This is a genomic window from Oleiphilus sp. HI0086 (genome assembly GCF_001635225.1).
Genome location: NZ_LWFZ01000829.1, coordinates 17,568 through 33,429 on the forward strand (window position 1 = coordinate 17,568; position 15,862 = coordinate 33,429).

Annotated in this window: 16 protein-coding genes; 13 read left to right on the plus strand and 3 right to left on the minus strand. The window is 45.8% G+C overall.

Annotated features, from left to right (window positions below):
• Positions 1–12 precede the first annotated feature (12 nt).
• From ftsA to lpxC, 3 genes are all read left to right on the plus strand, one after another.
• Entirely contained in the window at positions 13–1,248 is a 1,236-nt protein-coding gene (gene ftsA, locus A3756_RS14910) for a cell division protein FtsA (protein ID WP_068516361.1), read from the plus strand.
• Positions 1,249–1,321: 73 nt separating this feature from the next.
• On the plus strand, positions 1,322–2,488 hold the full coding sequence (ftsZ, locus tag A3756_RS14915; RefSeq protein ID WP_068516357.1) for a cell division protein FtsZ: 1,167 nt from the start codon (positions 1,322–1,324) through the stop codon (positions 2,486–2,488).
• A gap of 130 nt (positions 2,489–2,618) precedes the next feature.
• Positions 2,619–3,530, plus strand: a complete 912-nt coding sequence (lpxC, locus tag A3756_RS14920; RefSeq protein ID WP_068512462.1) for a UDP-3-O-acyl-N-acetylglucosamine deacetylase — start codon at positions 2,619–2,621, stop codon at positions 3,528–3,530.
• Between the two features lie 50 nt (positions 3,531–3,580).
• On the opposite strand, the gene A3756_RS14925 is transcribed toward lpxC, so the two are convergent.
• Positions 3,581–4,054 (minus strand): DciA family protein, encoded by a 474-nt coding sequence (locus tag A3756_RS14925; RefSeq protein WP_068512459.1) that lies wholly within the window; start codon positions 4,052–4,054, stop codon positions 3,581–3,583.
• 175 nt (positions 4,055–4,229) lie between these two features.
• Here A3756_RS14925 and A3756_RS14930 point away from each other — a divergent pair, with 175 nt between their 5' ends.
• The 9 genes from A3756_RS14930 (at position 4,230) to moaA (ending at position 13,783) form a co-directional block, all read left to right on the plus strand.
• Entirely contained in the window at positions 4,230–5,162 is a 933-nt protein-coding gene (locus tag A3756_RS14930; protein ID WP_068516356.1) for a M23 family metallopeptidase, read from the plus strand.
• A 73-nt stretch (positions 5,163–5,235) separates the two neighbouring features.
• A complete protein-coding gene (gene cas6f / locus A3756_RS14935) occupies positions 5,236–5,736 on the plus strand; it encodes a type I-F CRISPR-associated endoribonuclease Cas6/Csy4 (RefSeq protein WP_068553781.1) in 501 nt (166 codons plus the stop codon).
• Between the two features lie 104 nt (positions 5,737–5,840).
• Positions 5,841–6,065 carry a type II toxin-antitoxin system VapB family antitoxin gene (vapB, locus tag A3756_RS14940; RefSeq protein WP_068553782.1) on the plus strand — a complete coding sequence of 75 codons (225 nt, stop codon included), beginning with the start codon at positions 5,841–5,843 and terminating at the stop codon, positions 6,063–6,065.
• Positions 6,066–6,482 carry a type II toxin-antitoxin system VapC family toxin gene (locus tag A3756_RS14945; RefSeq protein ID WP_068553783.1) on the plus strand — a complete coding sequence of 139 codons (417 nt, stop codon included), beginning with the start codon at positions 6,066–6,068 and terminating at the stop codon, positions 6,480–6,482. It begins immediately after the preceding gene.
• A 594-nt stretch (positions 6,483–7,076) separates the two neighbouring features.
• The gene (secA, locus tag A3756_RS14950) at positions 7,077–9,812 is read left to right on the plus strand and encodes a preprotein translocase subunit SecA (RefSeq protein ID WP_068516353.1); all 2,736 of its coding nucleotides are present in this window, start codon (positions 7,077–7,079) and stop codon (positions 9,810–9,812) included.
• Between the two features lie 36 nt (positions 9,813–9,848).
• Positions 9,849–11,081, plus strand: a complete 1,233-nt coding sequence (gene argJ / locus A3756_RS14955; protein ID WP_068516350.1) for a bifunctional glutamate N-acetyltransferase/amino-acid acetyltransferase ArgJ — start codon at positions 9,849–9,851, stop codon at positions 11,079–11,081.
• 91 nt (positions 11,082–11,172) lie between these two features.
• Positions 11,173–12,213 (plus strand): Nudix family hydrolase, encoded by a 1,041-nt coding sequence (locus A3756_RS29060; protein ID WP_082865281.1) that lies wholly within the window; start codon positions 11,173–11,175, stop codon positions 12,211–12,213.
• Positions 12,214–12,262: 49 nt separating this feature from the next.
• Positions 12,263–12,751: a cyclic pyranopterin monophosphate synthase MoaC gene (gene moaC, locus A3756_RS14965; RefSeq protein WP_068516348.1), complete on the plus strand. Its 489-nt coding sequence runs from the start codon at positions 12,263–12,265 to the stop codon at positions 12,749–12,751.
• 24 nt (positions 12,752–12,775) lie between these two features.
• Positions 12,776–13,783, plus strand: coding sequence for a GTP 3',8-cyclase MoaA (gene moaA / locus A3756_RS14970; RefSeq protein ID WP_068553784.1), 1,008 nt, complete (start codon positions 12,776–12,778; stop codon positions 13,781–13,783).
• 16 nt (positions 13,784–13,799) lie between these two features.
• Here moaA and A3756_RS14975 read toward each other — a convergent pair whose 3' ends face one another.
• On the minus strand, positions 13,800–14,420 hold the full coding sequence (locus A3756_RS14975; RefSeq protein WP_068516341.1) for a class I SAM-dependent methyltransferase: 621 nt from the start codon (positions 14,418–14,420) through the stop codon (positions 13,800–13,802).
• A gap of 238 nt (positions 14,421–14,658) precedes the next feature.
• Here A3756_RS14975 and ribA point away from each other — a divergent pair, with 238 nt between their 5' ends.
• Entirely contained in the window at positions 14,659–15,276 is a 618-nt protein-coding gene (ribA, locus tag A3756_RS14980; RefSeq protein ID WP_068508589.1) for a GTP cyclohydrolase II, read from the plus strand.
• Here the strand turns inward: ribA and A3756_RS14985 are convergent.
• Positions 15,273–15,862, minus strand: a 590-nt coding sequence (locus A3756_RS14985) for a transketolase C-terminal domain-containing protein (RefSeq protein WP_304438886.1), incomplete at its 5' end; no start/stop codon positions are given. The two genes, ribA and A3756_RS14985, sit on opposite strands and share 4 nt — an antisense overlap.

Genomic DNA, 15,862 nt, shown 5'->3' on the forward strand with positions numbered 1-15,862 from the left:
GGGAACACCAGAATGGCTGGCTCATTAGAAAATGAATTTACCGTGGGGTTGGATATTGGAACCTCCAAAATTGTTGCAATTGTTGGCAAGAAGAATAGTGAAGGACAGATCGAAATAGTTGGTATCGGTTCGCACCCTTCTCGTGGCTTAAAGAGAGGGGTTGTTGTCAATATTGAGTCAACAGTTAACGCAATTCAACGAGCTGTCGAAGAGGCTGAGCTGATGGCAGGGTGCCAGATTCACTCTGTCTATGCAGGAATAGCCGGGAGCCATATTCGCAGTATGAATTCGCACGGCATTGTTGCGGTTCGAGATCGAGAAGTTGTTCAGGCCGATATTGATCGTGTTATCGATGCTGCACAGGCTGTGGCAATACCAGCAGACCAGAAAGTGCTGCACATTCTCCCTCAGGAGTTTGTGATTGATAGCCAGGAAGGCATTAAAGAGCCTTTGGGTATGTCTGGTGTGCGTCTAGAAGCAAAGGTGCACTTGGTGACCTGTGCGGTTAACGCAGCTCAGAATATAGAAAAGTGTGTGCAGAAGTGTGATCTGGACGTTGATGACATTATTTTAGAGCAGTTGGCTTCAAGCTATGCGGTGCTCACTGACGATGAGAAAGAGTTAGGTGTCTGTGTTGTGGATATTGGTGGTGGAACAACCGACATCGCAATATTTACCGGTGGTGCGATTCGTCATACCGCAGTAATCCCGATAGCGGGCGACCAGGTGACGAATGATATTGCCATGGCACTGCGTACACCGACACAAAACGCGGAAGAGATAAAGATTAAATATGCCTGTGCCTTGACGCAATTGGCCGGTGCAGAAGAAACCATAAAAGTGCCTAGTGTTGGGGATCGCCCACCACGAGACTTGTCTCGGCAGGCATTGGCTGAGGTGGTTGAACCTCGCTATGAAGAGTTATTTACCTTGATACAGTCAGAGTTACGTAGAAGTGGCTTTGAAGATGTAATTGCCGCCGGGATTGTGTTAACGGGCGGGACGTCAAAGATGGAAGGCGTTGTTGAGTTAGCAGAAGAGATATTCCATATGCCTGTCAGATTAGCATCCCCGCAGGGTGTATCTGGTTTGGCGGATGTCGTCAATAATCCGATGTATGCAACGGGCGTTGGTTTATTGATGTATGGACTGAAGCAGAGGACAACGGATAGTGAGCCGATGATGAGGTCTGAGGGAGGCGAAAGTTTTATGGAAAAAATAAAAACATGGTTTACCGGCAACTTCTAAAAATTGCCTACAAAAACCAACAATACAAAGCAGCAACTAGCAGATTGAAAATATAATATTAGGAGAAAGAGTGATGTTTGAACTCGTAGAGAATGTTTCACAAAACGCAGTAATAAAAGTCGTTGGTGTCGGCGGTGGCGGTGGTAACGCAGTGCGCCACATGCTATCTGGCGATGTAGACGGTGTAGAGTTTATTTGTGCAAATACAGACTCACAAGCTCTAAAAGATCTAGAAAACAAAGCAGTTATCCAATTGGGTAGCACAATTACTAAAGGCCTTGGTGCAGGCGCGAATCCTGAGATTGGACGTCAAGCGGCTTTAGAAGATAAAGAGCGCATTGCGGAAACCCTAAAGGGTGCTGACATGGTATTTATTACTGCCGGTATGGGCGGCGGTACAGGTACGGGTGGAGCACCGATTGTGGCTGAAGTAGCGCGTGAATTAGGTATTTTGACGGTTGCTGTTGTGACTAAGCCTTTTCCTTTTGAAGGCGGCAAGCGTATGAAAATCGCTGAAGCAGGTTTGCAGGAACTGGCTGAGAATGTTGATTCCTTGATCACGATTCCAAATGAAAAACTGCTATCAGTTTTAGGTAAAAATACGACCTTGCTTGATGCATTTGGTGCAGCGAATGACGTACTTCAAGGGGCTGTTCAAGGTATTGCGGATCTAATTATCCGCCCAGGTATGATCAACGTTGACTTTGCAGACGTAAAAACAGTTATGTCTGAAATGGGCATGGCTATGATGGGTACCGGTTCAGCATCGGGTGAAGAGCGAGCTAAGGAAGCTGCAGAGGCTGCGATTAGAAGCCCGCTGCTAGAAGACATTAACCTTCAGGGTGCGCGTGGTATCTTGGTTAACATTACTGCGGGTGTTGACTTGAACTTGGGTGAGTTCTCGGAAGTGGGTAATATTGTAGAAGAATTTGCTTCAGACTCAGCAACAGTTGTTGTAGGTACGGTTATCGATCCTGAGATGACAGATGAACTAAAAGTAACAGTTGTTGCAACAGGTTTGTCAGCTGCAATGGATAAGCCGGTTAAGGTTGTTGACAATACGCCGACTAAAAAGGACGGTACGCTAGATTACGGTGAATTGGAGCGCCCAGCTGTAAGTCGCCGTCGTCCAAGCGTTGACCGCGTAGGTAATGCTGCGGTTGATACGAGCAAAACTGATGCGGCTCCAAGTGTTGATTACTTGGATATACCAGCATTTTTGAGGCGTCAAGCGGATTAATTATCCGCGCCTAATATTACATCTTGATGAATAGTTGATCGTTTTAGTTGGGAAATTCGGCGCATTCTGTTATTATGCGCCTGTTTTTTGACCAGTTCAGCAATTTATAAAGGTTGATAGAAATCAAAATATGATTAAACAGCGCACATTAAAGAATACAATTCGAGCCACTGGAGTGGGTCTTCATTCAGGTAAAAAGGTGTATTTAACGCTTATGCCTGCACCGATCGACTCAGGGATTGTGTTTTGTCGTACCGATTTGTCTCCAGCTGTGGAGATAGAAGCGCGTGCGGAAAACGTAGGTGAGACTTTGCTTTCAACAACGCTTGTTAAAGACGGCGTTAAAGTAGCGACTGTAGAGCATTTGCTTTCAGCCATGGCTGGTTTAGGTATTGATAACTGCCGTGTTGAGTTAAGTGCTGAAGAAGTACCCATTATGGATGGTAGTGCTGGTCCTTTTGTTTTTCTAATCCAGTCTGCGGGAATTGAAGAGCAAGAAGCGGCTAAGAAGTTTATTCGCATCACCAAAGAAGTGACGATCGAAGAAGACGGTAAGAAAGCGACGTTTGTGCCTTTTAATGGCTTCAAAGTTGGCTTTTCAATTGACTTTGATCACCCTGTTTTTCATCAGGGTACTCAAGATGCGGCGATTGATTTCTCGAGCACCTCGTTTGTAAAAGAAGTAAGCCGTGCCCGGACTTTTGGTTTTATGCGTGACTTTGAACGTTTGCAAGCAATGAATCTAGCTCAAGGCGGTAGTTTCGATAACGCAATTGTTGTTGATGACTACAAGGTCTTGAACGAAGATGGTTTGCGTTATGACGATGAGTTCGTAAAACACAAAATTTTGGATGCTATCGGCGACTTATACTTATTGGGCAATAGCTTGATTGGTGAGTTTAAAGGTTACAAGTCTGGTCATGACTTGAACAACAAGTTGCTGCGAAAACTCATCAAGGAAACCGATGCTTGGGAAGTGAATACTTTCGAAGACGCAAGTACAGCTCCAATTTCATATATGAAGCCAGTGTTAGCTGCTTAAGTGGCTGCATAAGAGAAAACCAGCGAGCCGGATATATTGATACTAATCTGCTAATCAGTATGTCTGGCTAACTGAAGTAAAATCTTTTTTAGTTTCAAATCATCAGTATGCTCAGCTTCTTCTCTTAGAATCTGGGCATTTTTTTTGCTTAAGTGTTTAGGTGTACTTGGCGTATCAATGGGTGCTTTGTTTGAAAATGCCCCTTTGGGTCGCACTTTGATTTTGATCTGCTCTATTCTCTCTGGGTGAATTTTTGCATTGAGCATAGATATCACCTGCTCTTGAGAGAAACGGAATTTGGTCATGAGCGCTGCAGACGAGCAGGTGAGGGTGAGCCTGCCTTGGCTAAAGGCGTTTATTTGAAACTTGCCTTTAAAAGCGCTTGGCAAGGTTTCGTCAAACAGAACTTCCAGCGACTTTCGGCTGGCTGCCTGTTTAATCAGAGACTGAAGATTGTTTGATTTCGCACTCAGTCTTTTCAAGCTGATTTTAGGGGCAAACTTTTGCTGCTTTGGTTGTCTCATAAACTTAAAAGTGTGACAGGCTAAATTGGCTTTGCTAAGTTCGGCGTGACAAGGCTCAAGAGCAAAGCGACTAGCGCTTGCAAAGAGCTTGATGCTTGGTCAAACTAGCGCAAATTGAGTCATGGAATGACATCATGGAATAGGGATATGCTAAAAGAACGATATAAGAAAAGCTATGAATATTATTTTTGTTGGTCGAAACCACGGAAAGTCTAAAACTTATCAGTTAGGAAATAAGCAGCTCGTCATTGTTGGTGCGCTATTTGTTTTTCTCATGGCCGTACTAGTGTTTTCGGGCTACCGTCTACAGACCTGGGTGGCCGGAGAAGCCGAGTCGACTTTAGATAAAGAAATAATTGTTGGTTGGCAGCAAGATATCAACGCACAAAAGAAACAAGTGACCAGGATTAAGCGAGCAGCTCAGGAAAAGGTTGATGCGCTAACCTTAAGAATGGGTGATATGCAGGCCAGACTGTTACGCCTTGATGCGCTTGGTCAAAGACTGACAGAAGTAGCGAAGCTAAAGAATGGCGAATTTGACTTCAGTGCGAGCCCTGCGCTAGGTGGCCCCACCGATGCAAAGCTGGGCGAGTCTTACGTGCTGCCAGGCATTGTTGAAAGTCTTGATCAGATTGACCGACAACTTACTGACAGTGAGCAGCAGCTAGAAGTGATTGACGCGCTGTTTGTTAGCCGCAAAACCCAAGAAGAATTATTTATTGCCGGCCGCCCCATTACCTGGGGATGGATGTCCTCAGCCTATGGCTACCGAACAGACCCTTTTTCAGGAAAGCGTGCCTGGCATGCCGGAGTAGACTTCGCAGGTAAGGAGGATAGTGACATCATCGCCGTTGCCTCGGGCGTCGTTACATACTCAGGTGACCGCTACGGTTACGGTAACTTAGTTGAAGTCAACCATGGTGGAGGCTTCACAACCCGCTATGCTCACTGTAAAGAACTCAAAGCAAAAGTAGGCGATATTGTCGACAAAGGCCAAGTGCTCGCATCAATGGGCAGCACCGGCCGCTCAACCGGCCCTCACGTGCACTATGAAGTACGCAAAAACGGCAAAGTCATTAACCCCAAGAAGTATATTCATCGTCGTTAGTAGTGCTTAGCTACAGGAACCCGGTATTAGTATCACCGAGCTAACTAAGTTTATATAGATAGGTGTGTTGATCATGGGCGTCAGCGTTGATGCAAGGGTAAAGTTTCAGTTTATTGAAGTGTTATTGCAATGGGAAGGCAAGCTAACGACGCGGAAACTGATAGAGCAATTCGGTATCTCCCGTACTAGCGCTCAGAAATGGATCACCGAATACCGAAGCGCTGTTCCTCAAAACCTAGATCTCTATGACAGCAATGAAAAATGCCATCGTCCTAGTGATCAATTTCAACCTTGCTTTACTTCCGGAGAGCTTGAAGAATACCTTAGCTTTTTTGATGGTGGCTGGGTCAGCTCGCACTTGCAACTGATAGCGCCTCCAGTCAGAAATATCAAGCAGTATAAAGCCAAAATGTTTAACCAAAGCCTAGATAACCCATATGTTGAGTTAGTCGGTGGTTCTAATGGGGAAAAGCACAGACGTTTTATTGAGTTTGGCCCGGTAATGAATGAGCCTGTCTCAGGGAGCTTTAATCAGTTTGGCCTCTCAAAAAACGCAACCGTCCCCTGGTTTTAAACCCGTCGAATTAGGCGGGTTTAAATCGGCATATGCTTTACATATGCTTGTGCTGGGTGTAGCCTGATACTTAAGCAGTAGCTGTTATCGAGAGGAGAGTACTTATGAGAACCGTATCTATCTTTAAGAATGGCAAGAATCAGGCGGTTCGTCTTCCTAAAGACATGGAGTATGAAGGAGTGAGTGACCTGGAAATCGTAAAGGAAGGCGATACCATTATTCTTCGCCCTTCCAAGCCCAGCTGGTTGTCTTTAGCCGATACTGAGAAAGCGGATGACGATTTTCTGATTGAACGTGAAGATGTGATTGAAGACCAAGGACGGTTTTAAATGAAACAAACGTATATGCTGGATACCTGTATCTGCAGCTTTATCATGCGAGAGCACCCTGTTGTGGTGCTTAAGAAGCTACAAACCGTGTCAGAAAAGCATTGGATTGTTATTTCTGCAATTACCTATTCTGAAATGCGCTACGGTGCAATTAGTCGAAAAGCATCTCCAAAGGTCAATCAGTGGATTGATCAATTCATCACTAGGCTTGATGCTATCCTCCCTTGGGATGAAAAAGCAGTAGATTGTTCTGCGTTGGTTAAAAAGCAATTGAGTGAACTGGGCACACCTATCGGAGCAAACGATATAGCCATTGCAGGTCATGCGATGGCGGCGGGAAGTATTGTTGTGACAAATAATACTCGTGAATTTTGTCGTGTTGTGGGTTTGCGGGTTGAAGACTGGGTTGATTCTTAGTTTTTAATTGAAAATACGAAAATTTTCTGCTCTTTAACAAATTAATAAAATCAGTAAGTTACAACGTAGGTGGTTTTTTTGATGTTTTGGACCAAATTAACCTTACTTATTGTTGTAGCTAATTTTTTTCGCGTTAAACTACTGTTCACTGCCGCATAGGCAGCTTAGAAGTTTTAGGTGAATGGGGCGCATTGCCTGTTTATATTTACTACCGCACAGGTAGCATAGTAAGACTTCACTCGCTGTCGCCGAAGCCTTATCGAGTATTCACAATATTTAAAGGTAAAGCTTTAGTTAACTAGAGCCTCAACCTCCAAAAACCTGACCCATTTCGCTATTTATCGACTTTTCTTTTGTTTTTCTCTTCTCTGCCCTTGTATTACTTCATCTCATACCCATTTTAGCCTTTGAGCCTGGTTTCAATTCACTGTAGACTTGAACTTATTTTTTCAACAATAATCAGGGATCGCTGTTTCATCTTTGGCTTATCACGCCGAACGTGACCATTAGAAATCAATGTGCGGGCGCATTCTATAGAATAGCGCTCTGTCTGCAGAGCTCTCAATTAACAAGATACGAATATAGAAGATCATTATGTTTTCATCAGCAATGACCAAGATTTTTGGTAGTAAGAACAAGCGCGAACTCAAGAGAATGAGAAAGGTCGTCACGAAGATAAACGCTTTGGAAGAGGATCTTTCCAAACTAGATGATGAAAGCTTAAAAGCTAAAAGTGCAGAGTTTAAGAAGCGAGTTGGTGAGGGTGAGAGCCTGGATCAGATTTTGCCTGAAGCTTTTGCTGTGTGTCGTGAGGCTGGTAAGCGTGTCTTATCTATGCGTCACTTCGATGTTCAGTTGATTGGTGGTATGACGCTGCACGAAGGTCGCATCTCAGAGATGAGAACTGGTGAAGGTAAAACGCTGGTAGCAACCTTGGCTGTATACCTTAATGCTCTGGAAGGTAAGGGTGTGCACGTTGTGACCGTGAACGACTACCTTGCAAAGCGTGACTCCAAATGGATGGAGCCACTCTATAACTTTTTGGGCTTAAGTGTTGGTGTTGTCTATGGTGGCCAGCAGCCAGATGAAAAGAGAGCAGCTTACCAGTCAGACATCACCTATGGTACTAATAACGAGTTTGGTTTCGATTACTTGCGTGACAATATGGCCTTCAATCTTGAAGGTAAGTATCAGCGTGGTCTGAACTTTGCGATTGTCGATGAAGTTGATTCGATCCTGATTGATGAAGCGCGTACGCCTTTGGTTATATCTGGCGCAGTTGAGGACAGTTCCAAGCGTTATAAGCAGATTAATGCTTTGGTACCGATGCTGAAGAAAGCGGAGGTAGGTGAAGACGATAAGCCTATTGATGACGGTCACTTCACAATTGATGAAAAATCGAAAAATGTCGATTTGACTGAAGCGGGTCATACCTATCTTGAAGGACTCTTAATTGAGCATGGCGTGCTGGAAGAGGGCGATAGCCTTTACGCTGCGACTAACCTGAACATACTGCACCACGTCTATGCCGCTTTGCGTGCGCATTACCTATATGTGAAAGATGTCGATTATATCGTTCAGAATAAGCAAATTGTTATTATCGATGAACATACCGGCCGAACCATGGCTGGTCGTCGTTGGGGCGAAGGTTTGCACCAGGCGATAGAAGCTAAAGAGAATGTTGCAATTCAGGCTGAAAGCCAGACTTTGGCTTCAACCACCTTCCAGAACTTCTTCCGAATTTATTCGAAACTGGCTGGTATGACGGGTACGGCGGATACCGAAGCATTCGAGTTTCAGCAAATTTATGGTTTGGATGTTGTCGTTATTCCGACAAACAAAGAGATTCAGCGAATTGATCATAACGACCTGATCTATCTGACGCAGGAAGAAAAATACCAAGCGATCATTGATGAAGTAAAAGCTGTGGTTGCGCAAAAGCGCCCGATACTAGTGGGTACTGCATCTATTGAATCATCTGAATTTTTGTCTGCATTACTTAAGAAAGCAGGCATTAAGCACAGTGTATTGAATGCGAAGCAGCATGCTCAAGAAGCTCAGATCGTTGCGCAAGCCGGTTTGCCGGGTGTTGTAACCATTGCGACGAACATGGCTGGTCGTGGCACGGATATTGTTCTGGGTGGTAATTGGGAAGCTGAAATTAAAGCATTGAAAGACCCAAGTGATGACAAGATCGCTAAAATCAAAGCTGACTGGGAAGTACGAAATAAAGCCGTACTTGAGGCAGGCGGGTTGCATATTTTGGGTACCGAACGTCACGAGTCTCGTCGAATCGATAACCAGCTTCGTGGACGATCTGGCCGTCAGGGTGACCCAGGTAGTACCCGTTTCTTCTTGTCTTTAGAAGATAACTTGATGCGTCTGTTTGCCTCGGATCGTGTACGTAACATCATGCAAGCCTTGGGTATGGACAAAGGTGAGGCCATCGAGCACAAGATGGTGAGTAATGCGATTGAAAAGGCTCAGCGTAAAGTAGAAGGCCGTAACTTTGATATTCGTAAGTCCTTACTGGAATACGATGATGTGGCGAACGATCAGCGTAGTGTGATTTATGAGCAGCGTAACTCGGTGATGGAGTCTGATGATATTTCAGATATCGTTGCAGCGATTCGCGAAGAAGTTGTTGATGATACGATCAGTCGCTTTATTCCACCGCAAAGCCTAGACGAGCAGTGGGATATCGCCGGGCTTGAAAGCCATCTTGAGTCAGAGTTTGCGGTTAAACTCCCCGTACAAGAATGGTTGGATAGTGACGATAGCTTGCACGAAGAAACCTTGCGAACCAAGATTATTGAAGAGATCGTTAAAGTTTACAAAGAGAAAGAAGAGACGGCGGGTGCGCAGTCTATGCGTAACTTCGAGAAACAAGTGTTTCTACATATTCTTGATACGCTTTGGAAGGAGCACTTGGCATCAATGGATGCATTACGTCAGGGTATCCATCTACGCAGCTACGCTCAGAAAAACCCTAAGCAGGAATACAAGCGAGAAGCATTTGTTCTATTTGAATCGATGCTGGGCAATTTGAAAAATGACGTGGTACGTGTGACCAGTCACGTGAAGATTCAGACTCAAGACGAGGCTGAAGAGCTAGAGCGACGCAGACAGCAAGAGCTAGAACAGCAATTGGGCCGGGCAAAGACTGAACATGCAGATGCCAATGCAGCCGGTAGTGAAGGTGGCTCGGCTCCGGCGGCTGAAGAAAAGCAGGCCCCTGTGACGCGAGAAGGCCGTAAAGTAGGGCGTAATGAGCCTTGCCCATGTGGCTCGGGCAAGAAGTATAAGCAGTGCCACGGTAAGGTTTCATAGCCTTACTGTTAGTAAATATTTTAATTGGAAGGAATTATGGCTGTTGGTAAGGGTGATTTACCTGCCTTTTTTGACATAGACGGTGCGCGTATCGGTGTTGTTGAGGCTGGTATCAAAACAGAGGGTCGTAAAGACCTGGTTTTGATCGAGCTGGCTCAGGGGAGCACCTGTTCAGGCGTTTTTACAAAGAATGCTTTTTGCGCTGCACCGGTTCAGCTCTGTAAAGCGCACTTGGCGACAGGTAGCTTTGCTCAGGCTTCAAATGCCTATTTAGTGGTGAATACCGGTAATGCCAATGCAGGCACGGGTAAGCAGGGTATGGATGATGCTTTGCAAAGTTGTGCTGCTATAGCTGAACAGTTTGGTGTTGCGCGAGAACAAGTGTTGCCCTTTTCAACCGGTGTTATTGGTGAAAAACTGCCTATAGAGAAGATCGTAGCGGCAATTCCTCAGGCTAAAGTTCAGTTAAAAGGTGATGCTTGGGCCGATGCGGCCGAAGGTATTATGACAACCGATACTCGACCCAAGGGTGTGTCGACTGAAATTAGCTACGCAGGCGAGACTGTTCGTATTAATGGCATCAGTAAAGGCGCGGGCATGATTAAGCCAAACATGGCAACCATGCTGGCCTATGTCGGATGTGATGCGAGCGTGCCTCAAGCTTTGCTAGATGAATTATTGCAGGAGCTTGCTGAGGCCTCATTTAATCGAATTACTGTCGATGGCGATACCTCGACAAACGATTCTTGTATTCTGTTTACGACAGGCAAGTCAAAAGCACCTTTGATTGATAAGTCTCATGCTGATTTTCCAGCCCTTAAAGACGCCTTAAGTGATGTCTTGGTCGAGCTGGCGCAATTGATCGTGCGTGATGGCGAAGGTGCCACCAAGTTTGTAACGGTTCAGGTTGAGCAGGCTAAAAGTACTGAAGAAGCACTTGAAGTGGCTTACACCATTGCTCATTCTCCTTTGATTAAGACCGCCTTATTTGCCTGCGATCCGAATTGGGGTCGTATTCTGGCCGCCTTGGGCCGGGCTTCGATTGAGGCGTTTGATTTGAGCTTGGTCGAGATATACTTGGGTGATGTCAGGATTGTTCATCAAGGCGAGAAGTGTGCCGAATATACTGAAGAGCGCGGTCAGGCAGTGATGGATCAAGAAGAGATCACCATACGTATCGACTTAGCGCGTGGCAGTGTTGAAGAAACGGTATGGACAACTGATTTGTCTCACGACTATGTGACGATTAATGCCGAATACCGGACTTAAGCTTTATTTCTAGATAAAGCATACACTTTTTTGAATTATTATCTGGCTCATAGCTGTAAAGCTTATGGGCCGTTTTTTTGTAAAGGGGCTTATGTCGTCATCAAAAATAGTTCATGTGGCCGTTGGCGTCATAGAGAGAACATCTGCTGCCGGTGCCCGAGAGATCCTGATTTCTAAGCGTCCTGATGAGGTTCATCAAGGCGGCTTATGGGAGTTTCCAGGCGGCAAGGTCGAAAGTGGTGAAACGCTTCCTGTTGCTTTAGCCAGAGAACTGGAGGAAGAACTTGGCCTGGTGTTCGATCCTGAAGAGGCTGGCGCACTGCGACCGTTGATTCAGATTTCTCATGACTATGGTGACAAGCAAGTGCTGCTCGATGTCTGGCTGGTGTCCAAATTCTCGAAAGCGCCAAGCGATGGTCTTGGCCGAGAAGGTCAGCAAGTAAAGTGGGTTGAGTGTGGGGATTTATCAAAATACAGCTTCCCTGATGCTAATGTGCCTATCATCACCGCCTGCCAACTTCCAGAGCAATATATAGTTACGCCTACCTACCCAAATTTGGATAGGGCAAGAAAAGAAGTAGAAGTTTTGTTCGAAAAATGTCCAGGCATGATACTCTTAAGGCAGCCAGATTTAAGTATTGATGAGTATTTTATTTGGCTGGATGACTTGCTGGCGACGATTCCCGGTTTAGGGCAGAGCCTAATGCTGAGTGCGCACCTTGAGTTGTCTTTTGATGCGGAGGCTTCGGCGGAGCTGCTAGGTGAATGCTTGCTTCGTTTTGAGCAATACAAAACGCGTGTTAGAGGTGTTCATTTGCCGACTTATGTGGCGAAGCGTTGTCATGTTAGACCTTTTAAAGAAAACTTTTATTTAGCGGTGTCCTGCCACTCTTTAGATGAGCTGGCACATGCACAAAGTATTCGGGCAGACTTTGCAACATTGTCACCGGTGCAGGAAACAGCTACTCACCCTAATGCCATCGCAATTGGCTGGTCTAGCTTCAGTGCCTGGCTTAAGTTAGCGACGCTGCCAGTGTATGCATTAGGGGGAATGAGCCCTGCTGATTTACCTCGTGCTTTTCAGGCAGGAGCGCAAGGTGTAGCAGGTATTGGTGCGTGGTCTAAAAGATAGCAGCTTGGTCTGATAGAATGAGTCATTAGAGTCTGGGAAAGAGGTAAGTATGTCCGACAATCTAACGCACCTGAATGAGCAAGGTGCAGCGCATATGGTAGATGTGGGTGAAAAAGAAGTTACCCACCGTATTGCACGCGCAGAAGGTTACGTTTTAATGAAGGAAGAAACCCTTCGGATGATTACCGAAGGTCGTCACAAGAAAGGTGATGTATTCGCGACCTGCAGAATAGCCGGAATTATGGCGGCAAAGAAGTGTTCGGAGCTGATTCCCTTGTGTCATGCCTTGAACCTCAGTTCTGTAAGCATAGAGATTGAAGCGCTAGGTCTCGAAGAGGGTGAACCCCGGGTAAGAATGACGGCCCAGTGTAAGCTTGATGCCAAAACGGGTGTTGAAATGGAAGCCTTAACGGCCGTGAGTGTCGCCTGCTTGACTTTGTATGATATGTGTAAGGCGGTTGATAAAGGTATGGTGATCGATCAGGTAAGATTACTCGAAAAGAAAGGTGGCCGTAGTGGTCACTATTTGGCATCGTAAAATTGAACTATTGAGTGAGAGTCGATGAGTATTAATAGCAATCAGTTAATTGACAAGTTTGGCCGTCGCGTTAGCTACGTGCGTATGTCTGTGACTGATCGCTGTGATTTTCGCTGCGTCTATTGCATGGACGAAGAAATGACCTTTGTTCCGAGACAAAAAGTCCTGACTTTGGAAGAAATGCACCAAGTTGCTGAGGCCTTTGTCGAGCTAGGTGTCGGAAAGATACGTTTAACGGGTGGTGAGCCTTTAGTTCGAGCAAATGTAATGTCCTTGTGCGAGTCGGTAGGCGCCTTGCCTGGTTTGGATGAGCTGGTGATGACGACAAATGGTTCACAGTTATCAAAAGTCGCGAAGTCTTTGCTCGCCTCGGGCGTAAAGCGTTTAAACATAAGTCTGGACACTCTAAAGGCTGACAAGTTTAAAGAGTTAACTCGCGTTGGTGATCTTGAAAAAGTGCTTCAGGGAATCGATGCAGCAATTGACGCAGGCTTTGAGAAGATCAAATTGAATGCTGTGATTATGAAGGGTCGGAATGCCGACGAAGTAATCCCCCTGATACGTTTTGCAGTGGGCAAAGGCATTGATATTAGCTTTATCGAAGAGATGCCCTTAGGCGTTATCTCGGAACATAGTCGCGAAGAAGCTTTTTGCTCGAATCAAGAGCTTAAAGAAATTATCAGTGAGGTTTGGCCGCTTCAGGTAGTGTCGACCGGCAATCGCTCCGATGGCCCGTCGCGTTATTATCAATTGCCCGGAGAAAAGACTCGCATCGGATTTATCTCGCCTCATAGTCATAACTTTTGTGGTGACTGTAACCGGGTGCGAGTGACTGCTGAGGGTTTACTTTTGCTATGCTTGGGTAATGAGCATGCGGTTGACTTGCGTGCCGTCTTGCGTGCCCACCCCGGAGACAGAGAGCGTCTGAAGCGAAGCATTATCGAGGCAATGGACCTTAAGCCAGAGCGTCATGAGTTTAACTTGTCTGAAGAGCCTCAAATTGTTCGCTTTATGAATATGACAGGTGGTTAAGCTCCTAAGTCCGAATTTATAGTTTTCGAGCTTCACCTAGATAAATATAGCCTGCGAACTTTGGTGCTTTAGGAGCGTAGAAGCGCTCAATCATTACAATTTCGAACCCGCCTGCTTGAATGAGCTTATCAATCGGGCGGTTCAGGTTACAACCTCCTGCAACACAGCCCCAGGGTTTGTTTAAACGGTGTTGCCATTTCTCAACTTTTGGTTCAGGCGCTAGGCCATGCTCACTAAATAGAAGCTTACCCTCAGGCTTGAGTACTCTATGCATTTGCTGAAGGGCTTTGTGGTAGTCGGGGATTGTGCATAAGGTGAAGGTTAGCAGGATGGTATCAACGCAGTCGTCTTCAAGCGGAATCTCTTCACCAGGTAAGTCCAGCCATTTTACTTCAATATCGGACTTTGCCACCTTAGCTGCGGCCTTTCTTCGCATTCCTTCAGAGGGCTCTAGGCCCCATACAAAGTCGATGTTCTTACTGTTGTAGAATTCAAGGTTGGCGCCAGAGCCCATGCCAATTTCGAGAACTCGTCCGGTGCATTTCGGTACTATTCTTTTACGGAGTTTCTGAATAGGGGGAGAGGTGCAGGCAGCATTGATCAGATGTGGAAGAATACGCTCTTCGTATAGGTTCATTTTCTTAGTTCTTATTATCTTTGGGAGGCTAATTAGAGCAGCTGCTTTCGGGGCTTTCAAGTTATGTAAGTTTGAATTCACTAATTTGTCGCGGAAAAGACCGTTTCAATTTACATTCGAGTTAAGCTCGCTTGTCAGAATGTGATACAATGCGCGCCCTGCAGGTCTTATAGCTTGTTTGGATGCTTGCTTGTAAGCCCTTAGTATGCCTTTTTAGTTTGTGCCAAGAGGATCGTCTGTGAAAGTTCGCTTTATTGAAACATGCCGTTTACCAACGCCTTTTGCCGTGTTTGATATGCATGGCTTTGAAGAGGTGGAGTCTGGTCAGGAGCATGTTGTATTGACCTTAGGGGATATCTCAAACGGTGCTCCTGTATTAGCGAGAACGCATTCTGAATGTCTCACTGGCGATGCCTTGTTTAGTATGCGTTGCGACTGTGGTTACCAGTTAGAGCAGGCGATGCAAAGCATTGCTGATGAAGGTCGTGGTGTATTGCTGTACTTACGTCAAGAGGGTCGTGGTATCGGCTTATTAAATAAGATTCGTGCCTACCAGTTACAAGACCAAGGTGCTGATACGGTTGAGGCCAATGAAAAGTTAGGTTTTGCGGCAGATCTCCGAGATTACACGATTTGTTATGACATGCTCGCACATTTGGGTGTTAAGGAGCTGAAGCTGATGACCAATAACCCACGAAAAGTAAAAGCTTTGCAGAGTGGTGGAGTCTCGGTTGTCGAGCGAATTCCAATTCAGGTTGGCCGTAACCCGCATAATGACGGTTACCTTTCGACCAAGGCGAGCAAATTAGGCCATTGGTTGCGCGACCATCAGGACGATGATGCGCCAGCGGACTAACTGGCGTTTTCGATTGCTTTTCGGTTGCTAAGCGCCAAGATGCTCTGTTCAATTCCTTCTGCATCTAAACCGCACTGTTTAAGCAGGTCTTGAGGCTTACCGTGAGCGACAAACTTATCGGGAAGGCCTAGATGAATGACCTGCGAAACAAGTCCTTGCCCGCGTAAGTATTCAGACACGCCGCTTCCTGCGCCGCCGGCGATCACATTTTCTTCCAAGGTGACCAAGGTCTCGTGCTTATTCGCCAGTTCATCAATCATTTGCGTATCGAGTGGTTTGATAAAACGCATGTCCACGAGTGTTGCATTGAGCTTTTCGGCAGCAGCTTTCGCCGGTTCCAGCAAAGAGCCAAATGATAGAATGGCTATTTTCTTTCCTTCGCGAATTGCTTTGGCTTTGCCTAATTCCAAGGCTTGCATCTCTTTTTCAATTTCTGCACCCGGGCCTGTGCCTCGTGGGTAGCGCACGCAAGCTGGGCCTTCATATTGGTGGCCTGTGTAGAGCATTTTCCGAAGTTCATTTTCGTCCGAAGGCGCCATCACAACTAGCTTGGGAATGCAGCGTAAGAAGGATAGGTCGAAACTTC